Source organism: Pseudomonas nitroreducens (genome assembly GCF_010994165.1).
Classification (GTDB): Bacteria; Pseudomonadota; Gammaproteobacteria; order Pseudomonadales; family Pseudomonadaceae; genus Pseudomonas; species Pseudomonas nitroreducens.
Genome location: NZ_WMBX01000003.1, coordinates 584,121 through 609,004, shown reverse-complemented (window position 1 = coordinate 609,004; position 24,884 = coordinate 584,121). Strand labels below are relative to the sequence as shown.

At 63.8% G+C, this 24,884-nt stretch carries 24 protein-coding genes and 1 riboswitch; of the genes, 8 read left to right on the top strand and 16 right to left on the bottom strand.

Annotation, left to right across the window (positions count from 1 at the left end; genetic code table 11):
- Window positions 1-144 precede the first annotated feature (144 nt).
- Window positions 145-2,034 (top strand): methyl-accepting chemotaxis protein, encoded by a 1,890-nt coding sequence (locus GJV37_RS16155; RefSeq protein ID WP_084358289.1) that lies wholly within the window; start codon window positions 145-147, stop codon window positions 2,032-2,034.
- Between the two features lie 61 nt (window positions 2,035-2,095).
- On the opposite strand, the gene GJV37_RS16150 is transcribed toward GJV37_RS16155, so the two are convergent.
- From GJV37_RS16150 to GJV37_RS16095, 12 genes are all read right to left on the bottom strand, one after another.
- Window positions 2,096-3,574: a helicase HerA-like domain-containing protein gene (locus tag GJV37_RS16150; RefSeq protein ID WP_037018801.1), complete on the bottom strand. Its 1,479-nt coding sequence runs from the start codon at window positions 3,572-3,574 to the stop codon at window positions 2,096-2,098.
- 95 nt (window positions 3,575-3,669) lie between these two features.
- Window positions 3,670-4,869: a nicotinate phosphoribosyltransferase gene (gene pncB, locus GJV37_RS16145; protein WP_170859485.1), complete on the bottom strand. Its 1,200-nt coding sequence runs from the start codon at window positions 4,867-4,869 to the stop codon at window positions 3,670-3,672.
- Between the two features lie 91 nt (window positions 4,870-4,960).
- Window positions 4,961-5,185, bottom strand: a complete 225-nt coding sequence (locus tag GJV37_RS16140) for a hypothetical protein (protein ID WP_024764091.1) — start codon at window positions 5,183-5,185, stop codon at window positions 4,961-4,963.
- Window positions 5,182-5,886 carry a lipopolysaccharide kinase InaA family protein gene (locus tag GJV37_RS16135; protein ID WP_024764090.1) on the bottom strand — a complete coding sequence of 235 codons (705 nt, stop codon included), beginning with the start codon at window positions 5,884-5,886 and terminating at the stop codon, window positions 5,182-5,184. Before GJV37_RS16135 ends, GJV37_RS16140 begins: the two co-directional genes overlap by 4 nt.
- Window positions 5,887-5,889: 3 nt before the next feature.
- Window positions 5,890-6,561, bottom strand: coding sequence for a class I SAM-dependent methyltransferase (locus GJV37_RS16130; RefSeq protein WP_024764089.1), 672 nt, complete (start codon window positions 6,559-6,561; stop codon window positions 5,890-5,892).
- An 82-nt stretch (window positions 6,562-6,643) separates the two neighbouring features.
- Window positions 6,644-7,918 (bottom strand): sensor histidine kinase, encoded by a 1,275-nt coding sequence (locus GJV37_RS16125; RefSeq protein ID WP_170859486.1) that lies wholly within the window; start codon window positions 7,916-7,918, stop codon window positions 6,644-6,646.
- Entirely contained in the window at window positions 7,908-8,591 is a 684-nt protein-coding gene (locus GJV37_RS16120; protein ID WP_024764087.1) for a response regulator transcription factor, read from the bottom strand. The genes GJV37_RS16125 and GJV37_RS16120 overlap by 11 nt, the downstream gene beginning before the upstream one ends.
- A 246-nt stretch (window positions 8,592-8,837) precedes the next feature.
- Window positions 8,838-9,221: a fluoride efflux transporter CrcB gene (crcB, locus tag GJV37_RS16115; RefSeq protein ID WP_024764086.1), complete on the bottom strand. Its 384-nt coding sequence runs from the start codon at window positions 9,219-9,221 to the stop codon at window positions 8,838-8,840.
- Window positions 9,222-9,285: 64 nt separating this feature from the next.
- A riboswitch (Fluoride riboswitch) is annotated at window positions 9,286-9,348 on the bottom strand.
- 73 nt (window positions 9,349-9,421) lie between these two features.
- On the bottom strand, window positions 9,422-11,062 hold the full coding sequence (gene groL, locus GJV37_RS16110; RefSeq protein ID WP_024764085.1) for a chaperonin GroEL: 1,641 nt from the start codon (window positions 11,060-11,062) through the stop codon (window positions 9,422-9,424).
- A gap of 48 nt (window positions 11,063-11,110) precedes the next feature.
- A complete protein-coding gene (locus GJV37_RS16105) occupies window positions 11,111-11,404 on the bottom strand; it encodes a co-chaperone GroES (RefSeq protein WP_009617968.1) in 294 nt (97 codons plus the stop codon).
- Between the two features lie 237 nt (window positions 11,405-11,641).
- A complete protein-coding gene (locus GJV37_RS16100; protein ID WP_024764084.1) occupies window positions 11,642-12,109 on the bottom strand; it encodes an FxsA family protein in 468 nt (155 codons plus the stop codon).
- 87 nt (window positions 12,110-12,196) lie between these two features.
- A complete protein-coding gene (locus GJV37_RS16095; protein ID WP_169888167.1) occupies window positions 12,197-12,934 on the bottom strand; it encodes a HugZ family pyridoxamine 5'-phosphate oxidase in 738 nt (245 codons plus the stop codon).
- A gap of 107 nt (window positions 12,935-13,041) precedes the next feature.
- Here GJV37_RS16095 and GJV37_RS16090 point away from each other — a divergent pair, with 107 nt between their 5' ends.
- A complete protein-coding gene (locus GJV37_RS16090) occupies window positions 13,042-13,800 on the top strand; it encodes an SDR family oxidoreductase (RefSeq protein ID WP_170859487.1) in 759 nt (252 codons plus the stop codon).
- An 89-nt stretch (window positions 13,801-13,889) separates the two neighbouring features.
- Here GJV37_RS16090 and GJV37_RS16085 read toward each other — a convergent pair whose 3' ends face one another.
- Window positions 13,890-14,891 (bottom strand): DUF481 domain-containing protein, encoded by a 1,002-nt coding sequence (locus GJV37_RS16085; protein WP_037016355.1) that lies wholly within the window; start codon window positions 14,889-14,891, stop codon window positions 13,890-13,892.
- 206 nt (window positions 14,892-15,097) lie between these two features.
- Between GJV37_RS16085 and GJV37_RS16080 the strand changes: the two genes are divergently transcribed.
- Both GJV37_RS16080 and GJV37_RS16075 read left to right on the top strand, forming a co-directional pair.
- Window positions 15,098-15,466, top strand: a complete 369-nt coding sequence (locus tag GJV37_RS16080; RefSeq protein WP_170859488.1) for an MGMT family protein — start codon at window positions 15,098-15,100, stop codon at window positions 15,464-15,466.
- 40 nt (window positions 15,467-15,506) lie between these two features.
- Window positions 15,507-17,315 (top strand): AmpG family muropeptide MFS transporter, encoded by a 1,809-nt coding sequence (locus tag GJV37_RS16075; protein ID WP_024764079.1) that lies wholly within the window; start codon window positions 15,507-15,509, stop codon window positions 17,313-17,315.
- A gap of 69 nt (window positions 17,316-17,384) precedes the next feature.
- On the opposite strand, the gene GJV37_RS16070 is transcribed toward GJV37_RS16075, so the two are convergent.
- Entirely contained in the window at window positions 17,385-18,230 is an 846-nt protein-coding gene (locus GJV37_RS16070; RefSeq protein WP_169888169.1) for a mechanosensitive ion channel family protein, read from the bottom strand.
- A 143-nt stretch (window positions 18,231-18,373) separates the two neighbouring features.
- Window positions 18,374-18,853, bottom strand: coding sequence for a YajQ family cyclic di-GMP-binding protein (locus tag GJV37_RS16065; protein WP_037016362.1), 480 nt, complete (start codon window positions 18,851-18,853; stop codon window positions 18,374-18,376).
- A 155-nt stretch (window positions 18,854-19,008) separates the two neighbouring features.
- On the opposite strand from GJV37_RS16065, the gene GJV37_RS16060 reads away from it, so the two are divergent.
- Genes GJV37_RS16060 through GJV37_RS16045 form a run of 4 tightly spaced genes read left to right on the top strand, consistent with a single transcriptional unit; the run spans window position 19,009 to window position 23,610 of the window.
- Window positions 19,009-19,974 carry a response regulator gene (locus GJV37_RS16060; RefSeq protein ID WP_024764076.1) on the top strand — a complete coding sequence of 322 codons (966 nt, stop codon included), beginning with the start codon at window positions 19,009-19,011 and terminating at the stop codon, window positions 19,972-19,974.
- A 38-nt stretch (window positions 19,975-20,012) separates the two neighbouring features.
- Window positions 20,013-20,924, top strand: a complete 912-nt coding sequence (locus tag GJV37_RS16055) for a putative 2-dehydropantoate 2-reductase (protein ID WP_170859489.1) — start codon at window positions 20,013-20,015, stop codon at window positions 20,922-20,924.
- Window positions 20,925-20,983: 59 nt separating this feature from the next.
- Window positions 20,984-23,035 carry a sensor histidine kinase gene (locus GJV37_RS16050; RefSeq protein ID WP_024764074.1) on the top strand — a complete coding sequence of 684 codons (2,052 nt, stop codon included), beginning with the start codon at window positions 20,984-20,986 and terminating at the stop codon, window positions 23,033-23,035.
- 2 nt (window positions 23,036-23,037) lie between these two features.
- Window positions 23,038-23,610 (top strand): cob(I)yrinic acid a,c-diamide adenosyltransferase, encoded by a 573-nt coding sequence (locus tag GJV37_RS16045; RefSeq protein ID WP_037009764.1) that lies wholly within the window; start codon window positions 23,038-23,040, stop codon window positions 23,608-23,610.
- 312 nt (window positions 23,611-23,922) lie between these two features.
- On the opposite strand, the gene GJV37_RS16040 is transcribed toward GJV37_RS16045, so the two are convergent.
- A complete protein-coding gene (locus tag GJV37_RS16040; protein ID WP_193452730.1) occupies window positions 23,923-24,873 on the bottom strand; it encodes a Nudix family hydrolase in 951 nt (316 codons plus the stop codon).
- Window positions 24,874-24,884: the final 11 nt, after the last annotated feature.

Genomic DNA, 24,884 nt, shown 5'->3' with positions numbered 1-24,884 from the left:
GTTCCGGCCAAGCCCGCCCGGCTACCCGCCGTGCCGGCGCCGTCCGTTTCACACCACGGGAACGGGCGCCCTGCGGCGACATCGGACCTGTCGCCCCGGACCAACGCCGTTCTGGCATCCCTCTACTTCCGGACTCGACGCAGCATGATCAAGAGCCTGAAATTCAGCCATAAGATCCTCCTGGCCGCTTCTCTTGTGGTTTTCTCGGCATTCGCCCTCTTCACCCTTTACAACGACTACCTGCAGCGCAACGCGATCCGCGAAGACCTCGAGGATTACCTGCGGGAAATGGGTGACGTGAGCGCCAGCAACATCCAGAACTGGCTCAGCGGCCGGATCCTGCTGATCGAGAGCACCGCCCAGACCCTGGCGCGCGACAGCGCGCCGGAGCACCTGGCCGCCCAGCTGGAACAGGACACCCTGCGCAAGACCTTCAACTTCACCTACCTGGGCCAGGAAGACGGCACCTTCACCATGCGCCCCAACAGCGCCATGCCTGACGGTTACGACCCGCGCACCCGTCCCTGGTACAAGGATGCCGTCGCCGCTGGCGGCACCACGTTGACCGAGCCGTACATCGACGCCGCCACCCAGGAACTGATCATGACCGTCGCCACCCCCGCCCGGGCCGGCGGCAAGACCCTGGGAGTGGTCGGTGGTGACCTTGGCCTGCAAACCCTGGTGCAGATCATCAACTCGCTGGACTTCAGCGGCATGGGCTACGCCTTCCTGGTCAGCGGCGACGGCAAGATCCTGGTGCACCCGGACAAGAACTTCATCATGAAGTCCCTGGCCGACATCTACCCGCAGAACACCCCGAAGATCGGCGGCGGCTTCAGCGAGGCCGAGCTCAACGGCCAGACGCGCATCCTCAGCTTCACCCAGGTGAAGGGCCTGCCGTCGGTGAACTGGTATATCGGCCTGTCCATCGACAAAGACGCCGCCTACTCCATGCTGAGCAAGTTCCGCGCCTCGGCCATCGTTGCCGCGGCCATCGCCATCGTCGCCATCCTGCTCCTGCTGGGCATGCTGATCCGCGTGCTGATGCAGCCGCTGACCACCATGGGCCGCGCCATGGAAGACATCGCCCAGGGCGAAGGCGACCTGACCAAACGCCTGAAGGTCGCCAGCAACGACGAGTTCGGCGTACTGGGCAATGCCTTCAACCGCTTCGTCGAACGTATTCACGAATCCATCCGTGAGGTGGCCTCCACCGCGCGCCAGTTGCACGACGTTTCGCAGTTGGTAGTGAATGCCTCCAACTCCTCCATGAGCAACTCCGACGAGCAATCCAACCGCACCAACAGCGTCGCCGCCGCGATCAACGAGCTGGGCGCCGCCGCCCAGGAAATCGCCCGTAACGCCGCCGACGCCTCGCACCACGCCACCGACGCCTCGCACCAGGCCGGCGACGGCCGCCAGGTAGTCGAACAGACCATCAGCGCAATGAACCTGCTGTCCGACAAGATCAGCTCGGCCTGCGCCAACATCGAGGCGCTGAACAGCCGCACGGTGAACATCGGGCAGATTCTGGAGGTGATCAAAGGCATCTCCGAGCAGACCAACCTGCTGGCTCTCAACGCTGCTATCGAAGCCGCTCGTGCCGGTGAAGCCGGTCGTGGTTTCGCGGTAGTGGCGGACGAGGTCCGTAACCTCGCCCACCGCGCCCAGGAATCGGCCCAGCAGATTCAGAAGATGATCGAGGAACTGCAGGTCGGCGCCCGCGAAGCCGTGGACACCATGACCGAAAGTCAGCGCTATAGCCTGGAGAGCGTGGAGATCGCCAACCGCGCCGGCGAGCGCCTGGCCAGCGTCACCCACCGCATCGGCGAGATCGACTCGATGAACCAGTCCGTGGCGACAGCCACCGAAGAGCAGACCGCCGTGGTCGACTCGCTGAACATGGACATCACCGAGATCAACACCCTCAACCAGGAAGGCGTGGAGAACCTGCAGGCCACCCTGCGCGCCTGCGCCGACCTGGAGAACCAGGCCGGCCGCCTGCGCCACCTGGTGGACAGCTTCCGCATCTGACTGCAGCGGAAAACAAGAAAGGCGCCTTCGGGCGCCTTTTGGGTGTGCATCGAAATGAGGTCTACCGCCGCTTGCTACCGCCCAACAGCGCGCCCATCAGCCCTCGCACCAGTTGCCGGCCGATCTGGTTCGCCGCCTGGCGCACCACGGTCTTGCTGACCTGGCTGGCCAGGGAACCGAGGATCTCGCCGGCCATACCGCCGAAGTCGGTGCCCTTCTCTTCCTTCCCCTGGGTCGGCGCCATCTTGTCGTCGGCGCGGCCGGTGAGCTTTTCGTAGGCAGACTCGCGGTCGATCGGCTGGTCATAACGCCCGGCCAGCGGCGAGCGACGGATGACGTCCGCACGCTCGGCATCGGTCAACGGGCCAATGCGCGACTGCGGCGGCGCCACGGCCACGCGCTCGACCATTGCAGGAGTGCCCTTCTCTTCCAGCGTGCCAACCAGCGCCTCGCCGATGCCCAGTTCGGTGAGCACCTTCAGGGTGTCGAACGCCGGGTTCGGGCGGAAGCCATCAGCCACCGCGCGCAGGGATTTCTGCTCCTTGGCCGTGAAGGCACGCAGGCCGTGCTGGATGCGCAGGCCCAGTTGCGCCAGCACGTCGTCCGGCAGGTCACTGGGCGACTGGGTGACGAAGTACACGCCCACGCCCTTGGAGCGGATCAGCCGCACCACCTGCTCCAGGCGGTCCTGCAAAGCCTTGGGCGTGCCGTTGAACAGCAGGTGCGCCTCGTCGAAGAACAGCGCGAGGATCGGCTTGTCCGCATCGCCGCGCTCGGGCAGTTGTTCGAACAGCTCGGCGAGCAGCCAGAGCAGGAAGGTGGCATAAACCTTGGGCGCGTCGTGTACCAGCTTGCTGGCATCCAGCAAGTGGATGCGCCCGCGACCATCGGCCTCGGGGCGCAGCAGATCTTCGAGTTGCAGTGCCGGTTCGCCGAAGAAATCCTCGGCACCCTGCTGCTCCAACAGTGCCAGGCGCCGCAGCAGCGCCTGGGACGAAGCCGCGGTGAACAGCGCTCGGTCTTCGCCGAGCACTTCCGGGTGTTCCTTGAAGTGGTTGAGCAGCGCCTTGAGGTCCTTCAGGTCGAGCAGCAGCAGGCCTTCGCGATCGGCCACCTTGAACGCGGCGAACAGCGCGGCCTGCTGACTCTCGGTCAGTTCCAGCAGGTTGGACAGCAACAGCGGGCCCATCTCCGACAGCGTGGTGCGCAGCGGGTGACCGGTCTTGCCGGCCACGTCCCAGATGCTGACCGGGTAGGCCTGGGGCTTGTAGTTCAGCCACGGCATGCTGGCGATGCGCTCGGCCACCTTGCCCTGGGGATTACCGGCGGCGGCGATACCACACAGGTCACCCTTGATGTCCGCAGCGAACACCGCAATACCCGCATCGCTGAAAGACTCGGCGAGGTGCTGCAGGGTCACCGTCTTGCCGGTGCCGGTGGCGCCGGCGATCAGGCCGTGGCGGTTGGCGAGCTTCCAGGACTGGCCGACCGGCTGCCCGTCGGGACCCGCGCCGATGATGAGTTCGTTCGTGGCTGACATCCGTTGTTCCCCTTCAGTGGGCCTGTCGCGCCAGCAAGCCTGTCGCGATGAGTGCTTGAGCAAGAGTGGCGCGTCCCGGCGCGCCGCGCAATCGGCTACCCCGGTACTTTGAAGACGTGCTTGAGGTAGTGAAGGAAGTTCTCGTCCTTGCACTGGGTCTTGCCTGGCGCGTCTGAGATCTTCGCCACCGGATGGCCATTGCAGGCGGTCATCTTCAGCACGATGTTCATTGGCTGCACGCCCGGCACATCGCAGGTGAAATGCGTGCCGATGCCGAAGCTGACGTCGATGCGCTCGCGTAACGAGCGATAGATTTCCAGGGCACGCGGCAGGTTGAGGCCATCGGAGAACACCAGCGTCTTGGTCTGCGGGTCGATGCCCAGCCGCTCGTAGTGCCGGATAGCCTTTTCCGCCCATTCCAGCGGGTCGCCCGAGTCGTGGCGCAGGCCGTCGAAGAGCTTGGCGAAGTACAGGTCGAAGTCCGCCAGGAAGGCATCCATGGTGATGCAGTCGGTCAGGGCGATGCCCAGTTGTCCACGGTACTCGCGCACCCAGGCGTCCAGCGCGGCGGCCTGGCTGTCGATCAACCGAGGGCCGAGCTGCTGGTGCGCCATCAGCCATTCGTGCGCCATGGTGCCCAGCGGCTTGACGCCCAGCTCGCGCGCCAGGTGAACGTTGCTGGTGCCGACGAAATGCCCCGGGAAGCCGTCGCGCAAGTCCCGCACCACCGCCTTCTGCACCTGGTAGGAGAAGCGTCGGCGAGTGCCGAAGTCGGCCATCTTGAAGCCGGCCAGTTCTTCCGCACCGGCCTCCCCGCGCAACCAGTCGAACTTTTCCTGCAGCCGCTCGCGGACCATCGTCAGCGTGGCGCCCGGATGGCGATGTCGGTTGCGCACTTCGCTGATGATCGCCAGCAGCGGTACTTCAAAGAGGATCACGTGCAGCCATGGGCCCTTGAGCCGCAGGTACAGCTCCTCATTCTCCACACCCAGTCGGACGTAGTTGGGGTTGAAGCGGAAAAGGCCAAGGAAGCGGATGAAGTCCGGCTTGAAGAACGGGATGCGCTCGAGGAAGGCCAGGTCCTGCGGCGCGAAGGAAAGCTCCACCAGGCGCTCGATCTGCTCGCGCAGCGGATCCAGATAGGAGCGCAGATCCTCTTCATTGCGGCAACGGAACTCCCACTCCACCTCGGCGTTGGGGTAGTTGTGCAGCACTGCCTGCATCATGCTCAGCTTGTAGAAATCGGTATCCAGCAGGTTCTGCACGATCCGCCGGGAAAATGCGCTGTCGCTCATGCTCGTCTCATTGCAGGCTTCAAATCGGCAGTCTAAACCGGCCGCCCACAAAAAACCCCGCCGAGGCGGGGTTTTGAGTTCGAATCAGAAATCAGCGTGCTTTGCTCTGCGACATCCCGAAAAGGAAAAGCAGCAGGTCATCGTCCGGGCGGATGTCCTGTTGCTTGGCGCGCAGGTTGGGCGGGATGGGGCAGCTGTCCAAGCCACCTTTTCCGGTGATGACCGAAGGCCCCGGCTCATGCCAGGCCGCCGCCGCCAGGGTTGCCACCCCGAGCGCGCCAACGAGGAGCAAACCTCGCGTAATTTCTAACTTCATGTCTGCAACCCTTTGATGGCGCTGCCAAACGCCGCTTGGTAACCATAGACAAAGGCCTGCCATTGCGCCTCAGTCCACGACGAGCGGCGTTTCACCTGGCGAAGATCATGACGCGCAGCACGCTGAGCGCTGAAGCGCTGGCGAGCTTTTTCCATGTCAATCAGGGCCACTTCGATCTTGTCGCCGTCCACCTTCACGAACACGTGCTTGAGGTAAAGGCAGCCGTGTTGCCAGCGGCCGGCGTTAAGTTTTGCAAGGGTACTGCCGTAATGTTGCAGAATTCTTTGGTGCAGGGCTTCACCCCAGCGATCCTGGTCGCCGCGGGCGTAACAGTCTTCGAGGCTGGTAAAACCATCCAGGGATTCGGTCACCAGCAGCGCCTGCCATTCGCCATCCACCTTGCGGCAACCGGCATAGACCAGGGTCGGCACTTTAACGCCCAGCGCCTCGGCCGCCTTGAGGGCGTTGCGCTCGCGAATGGCGGTCGGGTAGCCGAAGGGATGCAGCAGGTCACGGTAGATATGCCCCATCTGCTGTTTGCGGTAGAGCATACGGCCGTCGGAAGTCAGGACTCGCTGCACGCCACTTTCGCCGCCGCGCCGACGGTTGGGTTCCTCGACCCATTTGCCGGGCACCTGGAGCCAACGGTCGATGGCGTTCTCACCGGAAATTTGCTGCAGAGAAGCCAGATCAACGGCCATCCATCACTCCTTACGCAGAATGTAGACCCGCCACATATGGATGAGCGGGACGAAATCAATGTGATCCTGGACCTTGAAACCGGCCTGGCGGAACTCCGCCTCGATGGTCTTGGCGGGAATCACGAAGCGGTTCTGGTAGGCGTGTTTCTTGCGGGTCGACTCGGCGCGCGCGCGTTTCCAGGACTTGAAGTTGCCATCGACCCACAGCGACAGGATCACCGAATCGCGACTTACGCGGTGAAATTCGCGCAACATCGTCAAACGATCATCAGATTCGCCGATGTGGTGCATCAGACGCATCGAGAAGATGCTATCGACGGCGTTGTCCGGCAGATCAATGGCAAACGCCGAAGTCTGCAAAGGTCGAACGCGTTTTACAACCTCATTCGGTTGACCGGCGCAGGCCACGGCGATCATGTCAGGCGAATTGTCCGCCCCGATGATCACCCGGTTCTCCTTCTCGGCCAGCATCGGCCAGAAGCGTCCGGCGCCACACGGCAGGTCGAGTACCAGGTTGGGCTGGCCGGCAAGCTTGAGTGCCTGGCGAGCTATCTGGACATCGCGCCAATGGGAAAGTTTCCGGGACAGTCCGGCCTGGTGCTTGCGCAGATAACGCTGCGCATGCTGGCGGTCGTACTTCTGGGAGAACTCCAGGTTGACGGGTTTTTCAGTCATCGGATTATTACCTTTCCCGAATTCAGGGCGAACGATACAAATCAGCCTGTCACAGCCGGGTCATGCACTTGTGAAGATTTTGTCAAACTACGGCTAGGCGAACTTCGAAGCGGCAGCCGTGGGGTTCCGCGGGACGCAGCGTGACGTCCCAGCCTTCGGAGGCGCAGATCCGCTTGACCAGCGACAACCCGAGCCCAAGCCCCTCACCACGCGGGTTCTGGCCTCGAACGAACGGTTGGAAGACCCGTTCTCGCTGTTCTTCCGGGATACCGGCGCCGGTGTCTTCGACCCAGAATCCGTTCGGCCCAAGTTGTAAGCGGATGCTGCCGCTTTCGGTGTAATGCATGGCATTGCGCAATAAATTGCTCATCACCGAGCGCAGGAACGGCGCGTTGAATTTCCCGGGCATCTCCTGGTTCGCCTCGTATACCAGCGTCAAACCTTTCGCTTCGATCGGGCCACGCCACTGCGCTACCAATTCATCCCCGATCTGCCGCAGCCCGGCCTGCGAAACGATGGCCATGTCCTTGCGCTGAGCCCTGGCCAGCATGAGGAAGGTCTGCACCAGATCGCGCATTTCCTCGCAGGCACTGTTCATGCGCGCCAGTTGAGCACGAGCCCGCGCGCTGAGCCCCGGCTCCTCTGCCAACAGCTCGCAGCTGGTGGCGATCACCATCAGTGGCGTACGCAATTCATGACTGACATCGCTGGTGAAGAGCTTTTCCCGAGTCAGCACGTCGTGCAGCCGCCCCATGGCGTAATCGAAAGCCGCCGCCAGCTCACCCACTTCGTCGTTGGCGTAATCCGGCGACATGGGCGGCGCCAGCTCGAGCAACTGGTCGCGATGCCGGACCTGCCGCGCCAGGCGTGCAACCGGCTCCATGACCTTGCGCGCCAGCAGCCAGCCCAGGACCCCGGACAAAGCCAGGCTCAGGACATAGCCGGTGACCACGGCCGCGTAGAGAATCTGCTCGCGTGCTTCGAAGTCGCTCTGGTCCTGCAGCAGGACGAAGCGGCGACCATCGACATCGCGCGCCAGCGCATGGAAGGACAACTCCCCATCGAAGACTTCGTGGAACCCCTCATCCAGCCGACGCAGTGCCGGTGGCATGGCGTAGACGCCCACGCCGTCGCTGATGAAGAAACGCATGCCCGGATCGAGCTTGGGAGCCTGGCCGTTGCCCAGGTCCTCATTGATGATGCGATCCAGTTCGCCACCCAGGTCGCGGGAAATCAGGCGCTCCTCGACGATGTGAACGACGCCGACGATTCCCACCGAGAACAGGCCGCCGACGGCGGCGGTCATGAGTACGAAGGCAAAGACAATCCGGCGGGAAAGGCTCTGCTTATACTCCATGCGTTTCCTCTGCCAGCTTGTAGCCGACACCGTGGACCGTATGCAGCAGGGAGGATGCGAAGGGCTTGTCGATCACTTGGCGAAGCTGGTGCACGTGGCTGCGAAGGCTGTCGCTGTCCGGGCAGTCGTCGCCCCAGACGGCTTCCTCGAGCACATCGCGTCGCACGACGTGCGGGCTCTTCTGCATCAGCACCGCCAGCAGCTTGAGACCGATGGGATTGAGTTTCAGCGGTTTGCCGGCACGGTTCACTTCGAGGGTATCGAGGTTGTAGCTCAGATCGGCGACCTGCAACTCGCGACGACCACCACCCTGGCTGCGGCGCAGCACCGCTTCGATGCGAGCGGCCAGCTCGGACAGCGCGAAGGGCTTGAGCAGGTAATCGTCGGCGCCCGAGCGGAAGCCCTGCAGGCGGTCGTCCAACTGGTCACGGGCGGTGAGCATGATCACCGGCGTGTCGCGGCGCGCGTCTTCGCGCAGCCGACGGCACAGTGTGAAACCGTCCAACCCCGGCAGCATGACGTCCAGTACGATCAGGTCGTAATGGGAGGTCGCCGCCAGGTGCAATCCGGACAGGCCGTCCTGGGCGCAATCCACCGTGTAGCCCTTCAGGCCCAGGTAGTCGGCCATATTGGCCAGAATGTCCCGATTGTCTTCAACCAACAGAATGCGCATGTGCTCTCCTTTCGCGAACAGCACTCTAGCCTAACTGGCTTAAATGGAACTTAAGCGCCTTTGACGGTTTTTTCACACTTCATCGCATTCTCAAGATAGCAGCGCACATCCGGAGTCCATCGTGCTCGTAGCGCTGGATTTCCAACAGCCACTGGCGGTCCTTAGGCTGTCGTTGCGATCCTGAAGGGGGAAGCACCGCAACGGGGCCCCGTTCATTCTTGCCGAGGCATCACTATCAGCGGTCGCTTAACGGCCCATCATCCAGTTCACCGACCAGAGCCCGGCCAGGGTCATCAACAGAGAGCCGGCCAGGTGCGTGGCGACTGTACCCATCGCCCAGGCCAGGCGGCCCTGCTGCAGCAACATGACGACTTCGGCGGAGAAGGTCGAGAATGTGGTGAGACCACCGCAGAAGCCGGTGATGATCAGTAACCGCCATTCCGGCGCCACGCCCGGCGTGTTGGCGAAGAAGGCGATGGCCGCGCCGATGATATAGCCGCCAACCAGGTTGGCGACCACCGTGCCCGGTGGCATGGAAGGCAGGAGGGTGTTGAGCTTGAGCCCGAGCACCCAGCGCAGCAGTGCACCGAGGGCGGCTCCGAGAGAGACGGCAAGAATGGATTTCCACATGGTCCTGTCCTGGGAAAAGTGTCTTGGACAGGCTGCAGGCGAACGCCTACGCGCCTTTCCAGGTCAATGCGTAGGCATCATCAGCCACAAGGGCGGTTGAAGGAGGAATGCCATCTCCTGCACCGCAGTCTGGCACAACCCGCGCCCATGAAAAAGCCCCGCCTAGGCGGGGCTTTTTCTTACAGCAGGTGCCGGGTGGCTTACATCATGCCGCCCATGCCACCCATGCCGCCCATGTCCGGCATGGCCGGAGCAGCCTTGTCGTCAGCCACTTCGGCAACCATGGCCTCGGTGGTGACCATCAGGCCGCCGATGGAAGCAGCGGCTTGCAGGGCCGAACGGGTGACTTTGGCCGGATCGAGGATACCCATCTCGATCATGTCGCCGTACACGCCGGTAGCAGCGTTGTAGCCGTAGTTGCCCGAGCCTTGCTTGACCTTGTCGACCACCACGCTCGGCTCGTCACCGGAGTTGGCAACGATCTGGCGCAGCGGAGCTTCGACAGCGCGACGCAGCAGGGCGATACCGACGTTCTGGTCTTCGTTGTCGCCCTTCAGGCCTTCGATGGCTTGCAGAGCACGAACCAGAGCGACGCCGCCGCCAGGAACCACGCCTTCCTCGACCGCAGCACGGGTAGCGTGCAGGGCGTCTTCAACGCGGGCTTTCTTCTCTTTCATCTCGACTTCGGTGGCAGCGCCAACCTTGATCACGGCAACACCGCCGGCCAGCTTGGCCAGACGCTCTTGCAGCTTCTCACGGTCGTAGTCGGAGGAAGTCTCTTCGACCTGCTTGCGGATCTGCAGGACGCGAGCTTCGATGTCGGCCTGAGCGCCAGCGCCATCGATGATGGTGGTGTTTTCCTTGCTCAGTACGACGCGCTTGGCGTTACCCAGGTGCTCCAGGGTGGCGCCTTCCAGGCTCAGACCGACTTCTTCGGAGATGACGGTACCGCCGGTCAGGATGGCGATGTCCTGCAGCATGGCCTTGCGGCGGTCGCCGAAGCCCGGAGCCTTGACGGCTGCGACTTTCACGATGCCACGCATGTTGTTGACGACAAGGGTAGCCAGGGCTTCGCCTTCGACGTCTTCAGCCACGATCAGCAGCGGACGGCCGGCTTTGGCAACGGCTTCCAGGACCGGCAGCATTTCGCGGATGTTCGAGATCTTCTTGTCGACCAGCAGCAGCAGCGGGCCGTCGAGCTCGGCAACCATGGTGTCCGGCTTGTTGATGAAGTAGGGGGACAGGTAGCCACGGTCGAACTGCATGCCTTCTACGACGGACAGTTCGTTTTCCAGGCCCGAGCCTTCTTCAACGGTGATCACGCCTTCTTTGCCGACTTTTTCCATGGCTTCGGCAATGATGTTGCCGATGGAGTCGTCGGAGTTGGCGGAGATGGTGCCGACCTGGGCGATGGCCTTGGTGTCGGCGCACGGCTTGGCCAGGTCCTTGAGCTGAGCAACGATGGCCACGGTGGCCTTGTCGATGCCGCGCTTGAGGTCCATCGGGTTCATGCCGGCAGCGACGGCTTTCAGGCCTTCGTTGACGATGGCCTGGGCCAGAACGGTAGCGGTGGTGGTGCCGTCACCGGCAGCGTCGTTGGCCTTGGAGGCAACGTCTTTCACCAGTTGGGCGCCCATGTTCTCGAACTTGTCTTTGAGTTCGATTTCCTTGGCGACGGAAACGCCGTCCTTGGTGATGGTCGGAGCACCGAAGCTCTTGTCCAGGATGACGTTGCGGCCTTTCGGGCCGAGGGTCGCTTTAACCGCGTCGGCCAGGACGTTTACGCCGACCAGCATTTTCTTGCGAGCGGAATCGCCGAACTTAACTTCTTTGGCAGCCATGTTCTGTTTCCTCTAAATCGAATTCGGTGGGGAGTGGACGGACTGAAATCAGTCTTCCAGGACGGCGAGGATCTCGGACTCGCCCATCACCAGCAGTTCTTCGCCGTCGACCTTGATGGCGTTGCTGCCGGAGTAAGGACCGAACACCACCTTGTCACCGACCTTGACGGCCAGAGCGCGAACTTCGCCGTTGTCCAGGACACGGCCGGCACCAACAGCGACCACTTCACCGCGGTTCGGCTTTTCGGCGGCGGAACCCGGCAGCACGATGCCGCCTGCGGTTTTGGTCTCTTCCTCGCTGCGACGGATGACGACGCGGTCATGCAGAGGACGAAGCTTCATAGTCGTAACTCTCCCAAACTGTGATTTCCAACAGCCAGATCGATGCCCGGCAGGTTTTATTGAATCCGGCGTTGCCGGTTTGCGTCCCGGCTGGCGAGACGCGTAAAGAGCAGCCTGTCCATGCGACAGGGACCTTGCGGTGACCGGTACATAAGGTCGCTACAAGGCATTTCAAGGGTGTGACGAAAAAAATTTTGCAAACGGAGGGTGCTCAGGACGGCCGAAACCGTCCGAGGCTCAGCGCAAGCGGTCGCGATCTTCCTCACGGCGCTGGTACTCGCCTTCGATCACGCTCGGGCCGCCACGTTGCTGAGCGGCCGGATCGTCGGCGAAGGCCCGACGGCGCTCGGCCTGTTCCTGCATGCGCTGGCGCACGCGGCCAAGCATCAGGCGGCGGGTGAAGGGGATCAGGCAGAGCAGGCCGATGGCGTCGCTGATGAAGCCCGGCAGCATCAGCAGGCCACCACCCAGGGCGATGACCAGACCTTCGAGCATTTCCTGTTCGGGTAGCTCGCCACGATTCAGGCGCTCGCGGGCACGCAGAGCGGTCGCCACGCCAGCGACACGCAGAACGGCGGCACCGATGAAGGCACCGGCAATGATCAGCAGCAGGGTCCAGCCCACGCCGATCACGCTGCCGACCTTGATCATCACGGCCAGCTCGATCAGCGGGAAGAGAAGAATCAGGAAAAGAGGAACTCGCATCGATGTTTCCTTGGCGGGGCATTTACCCAGATAACGGGAAAGGTGGCGACGTCCCGCGCCAATTTCAAGGGAATGCCCGGGGATTGTTCAAGCCCGGATAACCTCACTACCCGGCCAGACGTCCGCCCTGGCCAACTGCACCAGCGCCTGGCGCACCGCACCAGGATTACTGCAGGGCGCAGGGAACGGCAGCCAGTGCAGGCCTTGGCCGATGCGCAGGTGGAAACCTTCGGTATCAATTCCCACCAGCTGCGGATCCTTGCCCGCGGGCAGCCCGGCCAGCTCGACGTAGTGTTCGATGGCACTGGCATGGTCGCTGTTCATGTGCTCGACCATGCTCCTTTCCGCCTCGCCGACGAAGGGATTGGCCAGCGGCACGCTGTCGGCGCCCAGCCAGTGGATATCGCCGAAGCCGCCGATGAAGCGCCACTGCACCGGCTCGAGTACCCAGAAATCGAAGTCGTGGACGATGTGGTAGTCCTGCGAACCGGGGAAATAGCGGTAGTAGCGCTCGGCGGCACCCGCGATGGCGTCGACATCCTCGATCATCAGCGCCTCGGCCAGCAGGGTCAGGCGGCCGGCGGCCTGGATGTCGTCGACGCCACGCTCGCCGATGAGCAACGAGCATTTGCCATCCATCTGCAGGTTGTGGGTGTGCTGGGCGATGCGACTGATCAGGATCAGCGGCCGGCCCGCCTCGTCCAGGCAGTAGGGCACCACGGAGCCGAAGGGAAACCCGGACCACTTCTTCGAGTGGGTGGAGAGGACGCCGCGGTATTCCTTGAGCAGCAGTTCTCGGGCATGCTTGGCAGCTTTCACGCTCAACTTATGACTCCTCGCAAAGAATCCGTCGCAAACGGACGGGCAGGACTGACTCTGTGCACAGCTGCCGGCGGGGCCTTTCACCAGAAACTGTTCGTGGGGTTGTTCCGATGCAATTGAAAGACAAGGTCATCATCATCACCGGTGGCTGCCAGGGCCTGGGCCGCGCCATGGGCGAATACCTCTCCGGCAAGGGCGCGCGCGTCGCGCTGGTTGACCTCAACGCCGAAAAACTGGACGAAGCCGTGGCCGCCTGCAAGGCCGCCGGCGGTGACGCCCGCGCCTATCTGTGCAACGTCGCCAATGAAGAACAGGTTACCCATATGGTGGCCCAGGTCGCCAGCGACTTCGGCGCCATCAACGGCCTGGTGAACAACGCCGGCATCCTGCGCGACGGCCTGACCATCAAGGTCAAGGACGGCGAGCTGAGCAAGATGAGTCTGGCCCAATGGCAGGCCGTGATCGACGTCAACCTGACCGGCGTGTTCCTCTGCACTCGTGAAGTGGCGGCGAAGATGATCGAGCTGAAGAACGAAGGCGCGATCGTCAACATCTCCTCCATCTCCCGCGCCGGCAACATGGGCCAGGCCAACTACTCCGCAGCCAAGGCCGGCGTCGCCGCCGACACCGTGGTCTGGGCGAAGGAACTGGCACGCTACGGCATCCGCGTGGCCGGCGTGGCACCTGGATTCATCGAGACCGACATGGTCGCCAGCATGAAACCCGAAGCGCTGGAGAAAATGACCTCCGGCATCCCGCTCAAGCGCCTGGGCAAGCCCCAGGAAATCGCCCACTCGGTGGCCTACATCCTCGAGAACGACTACTACACCGGCCGCGTGCTGGAGCTGGACGGCGGCCTGCGCCTGTAACACTCTCCCCTTGAAAAAGCCCCGCCATGTGCGGGGCTTTTTTATGTGCCTTGCAGGAACGAGCCTGCTCGCTCCTGCCTGAGTCGACGTTACCAGCCGACCCCCAGGCCAACGGTATAGCGACGCTCGTTGACGTCGCCATCGTTGCCACTGAGCTTGTCCCACTCGGCCTTCAGGCTCAGGGACGCCCAGGAGGTCAGCTTGTAGCGGATGCCCGCCTCGCTCTCCAGCTCGTAGTCCACGTTGGACTCCAGTGGCTTGCTGACTTCGCCGTTGGTAAACAGCTCGAACTGCTTGGCCAGCAGGTAACGGTTGTAGTCCCACTTCAGGCTGGTGCTGTAGAAGTGGGACTTCTCGTCGTCGACGAACTCGTAGTCGTTGCGGTTGACCAGAGTCGCCAGGGAGAACGCGCCCAGCTCATTATCCCAGAACTGGTAGCCGGGGCCGGTACCGACAGTGCGCTTCTTCTTCAGGTCCTCGATCCAGTCGCGCTTGTACTGCGCCTGCCCCTGCCAGAACCAGTGCTCATCGAGGAAGCGGTCCAACGCGTACTCGGCAGAATAATTGTTGGTGCTGACCTGGTCGTTCTTCTTCTCGCGGTTGTATTCGCCCTGCAGGTTGTGGCGCCAACGGCCGTGGCGGGCGTTGGTCTTGAAATCGATGTCGTAGTCCTCGACATCGTTCTCGGCCTGCTTGTGGTCCAGGGAGAAGTCGACGTTGCCAGTCCATACCCAGTCTTCGAGGATCGGCTTGGGCGGCATCATCTGCTCGATCTTCGCCAGCTCCACGGTGCGCGGCTGACCGTTGACCAGCGTGACCTTGCCATCGTCCGATGCCTTGATGCCCTTGGAATGCTCGCCGGTTTCCTCGTCGTACTTCACCAGCAGATTCTGGTCGGTCTCGAGGGTCTTGATCTTGTCCCATTTCAGGGTGATCTCCCCGCCATAATCAGTCGCCAGCAACAGCTTGCCGCCGTCGAACAGCTTGATGGTGCCGGTCAGGCGGTCGCCATTCTTCAACCAGACGGTATCGGCGACAGCGGAAAGGGAACAGGAAGCCAGGGCAATGGAGAGCAGGGTTCTAGACAACATGAGCCTGATTCAACTGGACAAGGTGGGCAAAAAGCCGGGCATTATCCAGATACCCGACGCTAGAGCAACGAATGACAGACCTGGCGGTACAGAGTTCATCATTACTGACAGAATGACGGGAAACTTCCTTCATTTAGCCACACGCATTTGCCTACCACAGGCTTCGCTATATCCTGACCTGGCCTCCACTGAAGCGACCATCACCCATGCCCGAGCGCAAAGTCTCCGCCTCCTCCGCGGATCTGACGCAGGAAAGCCTGCAGACTCGCCGCGAGGCCATTTTCCTGGTGATCGCCCAAGTGCCGGAAGGGCACGTGATCACCTACGGCGATGTGGCCAAACTGGCCGGGCTGGGCCGTTCTGCGCGGCTTGTAGGACGCATCCTCAGCCAGTTGCCCGATGGCACCCGCCTGCCCTGGCACCGGGTGATCGCCGCCGGTGGCCGCATCAGCCTGCCCATCGGCACTGTTTCGGGGAACGAACAGCGCGCACGATTGCGTGCAGAGGGTGTCAGAATCCATAACGATCGGGTGGACATACGTCGGCACGGCTGGCCTAGCGGCGAGCAGTCCTAGTAAAGTTCGCGAGAATTTTTGACCTGCTGGAAAACACCCCATGAAAGAGCATTCCTGGCGAGAGGCATGGATTGCCTACAAGTCTCCCGCCAGCCTCGCACTTTTGCTGCTGGGTTTCGCCGCCGGCCTGCCTTACATGCTGGTGCTTTCCACCCTCTCGGTGTGGTTGCGTGAAGCGGGTGTCGCCCGGGAAACCATCGGATTCGCCAGCTGGATCGGGCTCGTCTACGCCTTCAAATGGGTCTGGTCGCCCATGCTCGATCAGTGGCGCCTGCCCTTCATCGGCCGGCTGGGCCGTCGCCGCTCCTGGCTGGTGTTCTCCCAGGGCCTGATCGCCATCGGCCTGCTCGGCATGGCCCTGTGCAACCCGCAGTCGCATCTGAACTGGCTGATCGCCCTGGCGATGGTCGTGGCCTTTGCCTCGGCCACCCAGGACATCGCGATCGACGCCTACCGCCTGGAAATCGCCGAGAACACCCGCCAGGCCGCGCTGGCCGCGTGCTACATGACCGGCTACCGGGTCGCCGTCCTGTTCGCCACCGCCGGCGTGCTGTTCCTCGCCGAATGGGCCGGCTCCAGTGCCCTGCACTACAGCCAGTCGGCCTGGGCGCTGACCTACGCGGTGTGCTCGCTGGCTATCCTGCCCGGCCTGATCACCACCCTGCTGATGAAAGAGCCGCCGGTGAACGTGCAACCACAGGCTGGCAGCTCGGCTTTCGCCTTCAACCACCAGCTACTCTCGGTGCTGACCCTGCTGGTGCTGCTGATCTCCGTGCCGGCCATGCTCACCGCGCTGACCGCACAGGCCTGGCCGCGCGCCGCGCTGTATGGAATCTTCATCGGCATCTGCATGACGCCCCACGGTCGCCGGCAGATCCGCCCGGTCCGCGAGCTGCTGTCGAAGGTGCGCCGCCCGCTGCTGCTGGCCGTACACGGGCGCGGCCTGCCGCAGTTCGACTTCGTCCACCAGGCGGTTTCGGTGATCGTGCTGATCATCCTGCTGGTGACCGGCACCGCATTCATCAACATGACCGAGGCCGGCAAGTGGTGGCTCGCCCTCCTCTACCTGCTGATCGCCCTGAGCTGCATCTCCGCACCGGGTCGGCTGCTGATGGCCCCGGTGCTGACACCCATCACCGAGTTCGTCCGCCGCTACCGCTGGCAGGCCCTGCTGCTGCTCGGGCTGATCTCCACCTACCGCATGTCCGACACCGTCATGGGCACCATGGCCAGCGTGTTCTACATCGACATGGGCTTCACCAAGGACACCATCGCCACCGTCAGCAAGCTGTTCGGCGTGGTCATGACCCTGGTGGGCGCGGCGGCCGGCGGTGTGCTGATCGCCCGCTTCAGCATCCTGCCGATCCTGTTCATCGGTGGCGCGGCCTCGGCGGCGACCAACCTGCTGTTCGCCCTCCTTGCGCAGATGGGCGCGATCGACGATCCGCATCTCATGGGGCAGAACGTCTTTGCCCTGCTCAAGGTGCTGGAGCCCCACGTCACCATGCTGGTGGTGACCATCATGCTCGACAACTTCAGCGGCGGTCTGGCGACCTCGGCCTTCGTCGCCTACCTGTCGAGCCTGACCAACCTGAAGTTCTCCGCGACCCAGTACGCCATGCTCAGCTCCACCATGCTGTTGCTGCCGCGCTTCATCGGCGGCTACTCCGGCGCCATGGTCGAGGGCATGGGCTACGAGCGCTTCTTCTTCTTCACCGCCCTGCTCGGCGTGCCGACGCTGCTGTTGATCGGCTGGCTGTGGCTGCAGCGCAAGAACGACATGACCAACGGCGCCGCCGAGGAAGCCAGCGAAGCCCCAACGCAGCCAGCCAGCGCCGAACGCCCCTGAACTGGCTGATGAAGCAGCGCCCATGAAAAAGGCCGGCAAATGCCGGCCTTTTCCGTTCCGCGTGAGGGATCAGTCCGCCAGGACGGCGTCCTCTTCACCCTTGAGCACACGCACCACCTTGTTCGGCGCAAGGTCGATGCCGTCGTCGCGCAGGCGCTGACGCACCTGCTCGTTGAGCATGAAGGTGACCGCCCAGTAATCGGAGTTGGCGGTCCACAGGCGCAGCGACAGGGTCACCGAGTTCTCCCCCAGGCCCGCGACCACCACCACCGGCGCCGGCGACTTGAGTACGCGCGAATCCTCCGCCAGCTCCTTGAGGATGGCACGAGCACCCTCCAGGTCGGCGTCGAAGGCCAACTTCACATCGAAGGTCACCTGGCGGGTCGTCTGGGTCGAGGTGTTGGTGATGATGCCGTTGGACAGCGCGCCATTGGGTACGATCACCGTACGGTTGTCACCGGTGCGCAGCACGGTGTGGAAGATCATGATGTGGTCCACCGTGCCGGAAACGCCCTGGGCTTCGATCCAGTCGCCGACCTTGAACGGGCGGAACAGCAGGATCAGCACGCCGCCGGCGAAGTTCGACAGGCTGCCCTGCAGCGCCAGGCCGATGGCCAGGCCGGCGGCACCGATGGCAGCGACGAAGCTGGTGGTCTGGATGCCGATCATCGACGCCACGCTGACCATCAGCAGGATCTTCAGGATGATGTTCACCATGCTGCCGATGAAGCCCTGCAGCGTCCTGTCCACATGCTTGGTGGACAGCAACCCGCCGATACGACGGGTGAACAGGTTGATCACCCACCAACCGATCAGCAGGGTCAACAGCGCCAGCACGGCATTGCCCAGGTAAGCCAGGACGACCGGCGTCCAGGCCTCCGCACTGTTCATGATCTGCTCGTAATTCATATCCATGGATGCAGGCCCCTTGTCTGTTGCCATTGCCTAAAACAAAACCGCCATGGCAAGCCATGGCGGTCGGGAGTTCGCCGAGCGACTCTATTACTGCGACGTCGCGCGGGCGCTGAGGTTCCGCAGCGCTTACAGAGCAGCGCGCATCAGTCGCGGAAGTTGTTGAACTGAAGCGGCATACCGAGGGATTCACCACGCAGCAGCGCGATGGCTTCCTGCAGGTCATCGCGCTTCTTGCCGGTGACACGAACCTGCTCACCCTGGATGGCAGCCTGCACCTTGAGCTTCTTGTCCTTGATCAGGGCGACGATCTTCTTCGCCAGATCCTTGTCGATGCCCTCGCGGAAGGTCACTTCCTGCTTGACCACCTTGCCCGACGGGAAGGGGTCCTTGGTTTCGATGCACTGCACATCGATCTTGCGCTTGACCAGGCTGGAGCGAAGAATGTCGAGCATCTGCTCAAGCATGAAATCCGCCTCGGCGGTCAGGGTGACGGACTTGTCCTTGGTCTCGAAGCTGCACTTGCCCTTCAGGTCGAAACGGCGGTCCAGTTCCTTGGCAGCGTTATCCAGGGCGTTGGTCAGTTCGTGTTTGTCCAGTTCGGACACCACGTCGAACGAAGGCATGACATCTCTCCAGATGGACGGCGCGACCCGGTTCACAGACGGGACGACGCCTGGCTTGACGATAAAAATGCGCGGTCATTATAACTGACAGACAAGACCGCGCCCGGCCTCTGACGTCGTTAGCCGGCATTTCCTACCCGTTTCCGAGACATTCCATGCCAACCAACCATCTCAGCATCCTGGTAGTCGACGATGCCAAGTTCTCCAGCGCCATGATCGGCCGCGCGCTGAGCCAGGCCGGCTACCTGAACGTGCGCTTCGCCAGCAGTGCCAGCGAAGCGCTCGACCTGCTGGAAAAGCAGCCGGTGAGCGTCCTCCTCGCCGACTGGCTGATGCCCGAGATGGACGGCCTGGAGCTCACCGCCCGAGTGCGCCAGCTCGACGAGAGCGGCGACCACTACACCTACATCATCCTGCTCACCGGCAAGGAGGGCGACAACGCCCTGGCCGAAGCCTTCGACCGTGGCGTGGACGACTTCGTCAGCAAATCGGCGATGAACGAGCAACTGGTGCCCCGCGTACTGGCCGCCGACCGCCTGAGCAATACCCTGCAGCGCCTGCTGATGGAAAATCGCCTGCTCACCGAGAACATCACCAGCCTGGAAGAACGCAACCTGGTGGACAGTGCCACGGGCCTGGGCAACCAGCGCTACCTCAAGCAGAAGCTGGCCGACAGCATCCGCCAGGTGGAATCCCGTGGTGGTGCCGTGTGCTACATGCTCATCGGCCTGCCGGAGTTGGCCGAACTGGGGCAGAAGCATGGCCAGTCGTTCCAGAACGAACTGCTCCACGGCGTCGCCCGGCGCCTGCAGCAACTGGTACGACCGCTGGACGTCCTGGCGCGCATCGACGGCCAGCACTTCGCCCTGATCACCCTGCTCGAAGACCTGCAGGAATGCTCCCCCAGCAGCTTCCGCCGCCTGCACGAAGGCCTGAACCTCAAGGCGTTCAAGACCAGCGAAGGCTTCATCACCCTCAAGGCCGGCATCAGCCTGGTGGGCCTGGACGCCAAGGCGCTGCCCGTGGAAGTCGAGCAACTGATGCAGCAGGGCCGTGCCCTGCTGCCCGATGCCTTCGCCAGCGGGCGAATCAACGCCAGTCGCCTGACCGGTCTGCGCTAAACTTCGCGGTAAGCCCCCGAACCCGCGAAGTTTCTCCCATGACCTGGTCTATCCTCGGCGCCGGCAGCCTCGGTTGCCTGTGGGCCGCCCGCCTGTCCCGCGCAGGCCTGCCGGTGCGCCTGCTGCTGCGCGACCGCCAGCGCCTCAACGCCTACCGCGCCCTCGGTGGCGTCACCCTGATCGAAGACGGTCGCGAGAGCCTCTACCCGATACCAGCCGAAACCGCTGCGCAAGGCGCGCCGATCCAGCGCCTGCTGCTGGCCTGCAAGGCCTACGACGCCGAGTCTGCCGCCGCCAGCGTGGCGGCGCGCCTGGCCCCCGGAGCCGAACTGATCCTGCTGCAGAACGGTCTGGGCAGCCAGCAGGCGGTCAGCGCCCACCTGCCGCGCGCACGCTGCCTTTATGCTTCCAGCACCGAAGGCGCATTCCGCGAATCCGACTTCCGCGTGGTATTCGCAGGCCATGGCCAGACCTGGCTGGGCGACGAGCACGGCGGGCCCACTCCGGCCTGGCTGACCGAGCTGGAGCAAGCCGGGATTCCCGCCCAGTGGAGCGAGAACATCCTCGAACGCCTGTGGCGCAAGCTGGCCCTGAACTGCGCGATCAACCCGCTGACCGTGCTGCACCAATGCCGCAATGGCGAACTGGCCGGGCACCCCGACGAAGTGGCCGCGCTGTGCGACGAACTGGGCCAACTGCTGCACGCCTGCAACTACCCCGCCGCTGCGCAGGAATTGCAGGGCGACGTGGAGCGCGTGATTGCCGCCACTGCAACGAACTTCTCCTCCATGTACCAGGACGTCGGCCAGGGCCGGCGCAGCGAGATCGCTTACCTGCTCGGCCACGCCTGCCGCGAAGGTGACCGCCTGCACCTCGCCCTGCCGCGACTGCGAGCCGTACACGAGCGCCTGCGCGCCTACCTGGTGGCGCGCGGATTGCCCGACACCTGATCGCGGGCTACCCTGCCCGCCTCTCCTGTTTTTCCAAGAAAGCGCCCATGCCTTCACCCATGAACCTGCGCCAGCGCCTGGAAGACCTGCCGGTCGGCCAGAAAATCCTCGCCGCCCTGCTGGTGCTACTGGCGACCGTGATGCTGGTGGCCAACCTGGCTTTCATCAGCGCGGCCTACTGGATTTCCCAGGACAGCGTCGCGCCCCAGGCGCTGCAGACCATCGGCCGGCTGATCGCCAACCCGGCGCTCAGCGAGCCGGCGTTGTCCTCGCCCACCCAGGCCCAGGTTCTGCTGCGCCAGCTGGACGACTACCAGCCGCTGCGCGCCGCCGCACTGTACGACAGCAACGGCGAACGCATCGCCCAGACGCCGGGCAACGGCCCCATTGCCCTGCCCGAGCGCCTCGATCACCTGGAGCGCTGGCGCCAGCACGAATACCGCCTCAACGCGCTGTTCGAACTGCCCCAGGCCGGCCGCAACAGCGGCTACCTGCTGCTGGTGGCGAGCAGCGAGCTGCCGGGCGCCTTCTACACCGGCACCCTGACTGCCAGCCTGGTGATCCTCGCCGTCTCGGTGCTGCTCTGGCTGCTGATCGCCCAGCAGATCCGCCGCCTGATCACCCGGCCGATCCGCAGCCTGGAGGAGCTCTCGCGCCAGGTCACCCGCGAGGAGAACTACGCCTTGCGCGCCGAGCGCGGCAATGCCGACGAGATCGGCCGGCTGGCCGACGCCTTCAACACCATGCTGACCCGCATCGAAGCCCGCGAACAGCAGCTCAAGCGCGCCCGCGACGACGCCCAGGAAGCCGTGGAGCAGGCTCAGTCGCTGGCCGAGGAAACCCGCCGCTCGAACCGCAAGCTGGAGCTGGAAGTCCAGGTACGCAGCAAGATCGAGAAGAAGCTCACCGGCTTCCAGCACTACCTCAACAGCATCATCGACTCGATGCCCTCGGCACTGATCGCGGTGGACGAGCAGCTCTACGTCACCCAGTGGAACCAGGAAGCCAGCCTGCTCTCCGGCACCAGCCTGGACGACGCGGTGAACCAGCCGGTATTCCTCGCCTTCCCGTCGCTCAAGCCCTTCCTGCCGCAGCTCACCCGCGCCGCCGAGCAGCACAAGGTCGAACGCGTCGAACGCGTCACCTGGGCCCTCACTGACGCGCCGCGCCATTACGCCCTGACCTTCTACCCGCTGATGGGCGGCACCGGCCGTGGCGCGGTGATCCGTATCGACGACATCACCGACCGCCTGGGAATGGAAGAGATGATGGTGCAGTCGGAGAAGATGCTCTCCGTCGGCGGCCTCGCGGCCGGTATGGCTCACGAGATCAACAACCCGCTGGGCGCCATCCTGCACAACGTGCAGAACATCCGCCGGCGACTGTCGCCGGAGTTGCCGAAGAACCTGGAGGTAGCCGGCGAAGTGGGCGTGCGCCTGGACGACCTCAACCACTACCTGGAGGCGCGGGAGATCCCCAAGCTGATGGATGGCATCCAGTACGCCGGCTCCCGCGCCGCGAAGATCGTCACCCACATGCTCTCCTTCAGCCGCCGCAGCCACCGGCAGATGGCCGCCTGCGAGCTGCCAGCGCTGTTGGAGCAAGCCGTGGAGATTGCCGGTAACGACTTCGACCTCACCGGCGGCTTCGACTTCAAGTCGCTGGAGATCGTCCACGAGTACGACCCGCGCCTGGGCCCGGTGCCGGTGATCGCCAACGAAATCGAGCAGGTGCTGCTCAACCTGCTGAAGAACGGCGCCCAGGCCATCCACCTGCGCGACGACGAAGAGGAAGGCGAGTACGGCCGCATCACCCTGCGTACCCGGCTCAATCCGCCCTGGGCGGAAATCCACGTGGAAGACAACGGCTGCGGCATGCCGGAGAACGTGCGCAAGCGCATCTTCGAGCCTTTCTTCACCACCAAGGAAGTCGGCCAGGGCACAGGGCTGGGCCTGTCGGTCTCGTACTTCATCGTCACCAACAACCACAAGGGGCAGATGGAGGTGCAGTCCGAGCTGGGTGTCGGCACCTGCTTCACCATCCGCCTGCCGCTGGCGGCCGAAATTTCCCCGCCGCTGCCGCTGCTGGCGCGCGACGACAAGGAGCATTGAGCATGGGCAACCGCCTGTCGAAGATCTACACCCGCACCGGCGATGCCGGGGAAACTGGCCTGGCCGATGGCCGTCGCGTGCCCAAGCACCACCCCCGCGTGGAAGCCATGGGCGCCGTGGACGAGCTGAACAGCCACCTCGGCCTGCTGCTGGCTGGGCTGCACGAGGCGCGCAGCAGTGCGCTGGAAGAAGTGATCGGGGTGTTGGCGCCGATCCAGCACCGCCTCTTCGACCTCGGCGGTGAGCTGGCAATGCCGGAGTACCGTGCGCTGAACGATGCCGAAGTGGAACGCCTGGAAACGGTGATCGACCGCTGGAATGAAGAACTTGGGCCGCTGAAGAACTTCATCCTGCCCGGCGGTTCGCGCCTGGTCGCTCTCGCCCACCTGTGCCGCGCCCAGGCGCGCAATGCCGAGCGCCGCTGCCAGCAGCTGAATGCCGAGGAGCCGCTGGAAGGCGCAGGCCTGCGCTACCTGAACCGGCTATCCGACCTGCTGTTCGTCGCTGCGCGCTTTATAGCCCGGCGCCAGGGCGTGGAAGAGATTCTCTGGCAAGCCGCTGAGAAGCCCGCCTGATCGGTCGAGAGTCGACTCGTAGGAGCGCGCTGTGCGCGCGATCGCGGGCATGGCCCGCCCCTACTCGATAGTCCTGTGCTCGGATCAGCCCTCACCCTAACCCTCTCCCAGGGGGAGAGGGGACTGTTCGGTGCAGGATGAAACCTTGTCGTTCGCCGGCACGGGCGGCTCCCTCTCCCCCTGGGAGAGGGCTGGGGTGAGGGGAAGGCGCTGGTACGGACTCACCTGAAGCACCCAGTTGCTCCTACAGGGAGCATCGTAGGATGGCGTGGAGCGGAGCGATACCCATCGCCGCCCCACGCAAAATGCCTGTCAGCCTTCGTTCTTCGGCCAGAACGATCGAATACCCGCCACGCCCTGCGCCCCGGTCTGCCAGGCGCGCTCAAGATCCTGCGGGCCGACACCGCCGAGCAGGAACACCGGCTGGTTGAAGCCATCGATCAGCTCCGCTGCCGCTTCCCATCCCAACGCAGGCTCGCCCGGATGGCTCTCGGTGGGCTGCACCGGCGACAGGGTGACGAAATCCACCCCCATGCGCGCCGCCAGCTCCAGTTCCTCGGCGCTGTGGCAGGAAGCCGCGAGCAGACGCTCACGCGGGAACGGGCGACCATTGGGCGCGTATTTGCGCAGTTGCTCGGAGGTCAGGTGCCAGCCGGCCGCCGGAAAGTCTCCCAACCACTCCAGCGGCCCCTTGAGCATCAACTGCGCCTTGCCGGCGCACAGGCCCTGAACATCCACCGCCAGGTCGCGGTACTCGGGGCTGTACATGTTGGGCGCGCGCAACTGGATCAGGCGGATACCACTGGCCACTGCGGCGCGCACGCCCTGCACCAGTTGAGGAATTTCCAGGCCGTCGGGGGTGATCAGGTAGCGATCGGGCAGTCGCGCGGCCTGCACGATGGGCTCATTGGCCGCTGGAAACTCATAGTCCGGCAGATCGCGCGGGGCAACCCAGGCCAGCGGCTGGCCCTCGGCGCCGTGGGGCGCGCCGGAGAAGGCCGAGACTTCCCAGACATCCAGCAGCACGTGCTTGTCGCTATAGTCGTGCTGCACCCGGATCAGCGGGCGCGCCTGCTCGACGTCGATGCCCAGCTCTTCCTTCAGCTCGCGGGCCAAGGCAACCTGTACCGCTTCGCCCTCCTCCACCTTGCCACCGGGAAACTCCCAGAGGCCGCCCTGGTGCTTGTCGTCCGGACGGCGGGCGATCAGCACCCGGCCATCGAGTCCGCGAATCACGGCGGCGGCGACATGTACTCGTTTCACAGTGCTACTCC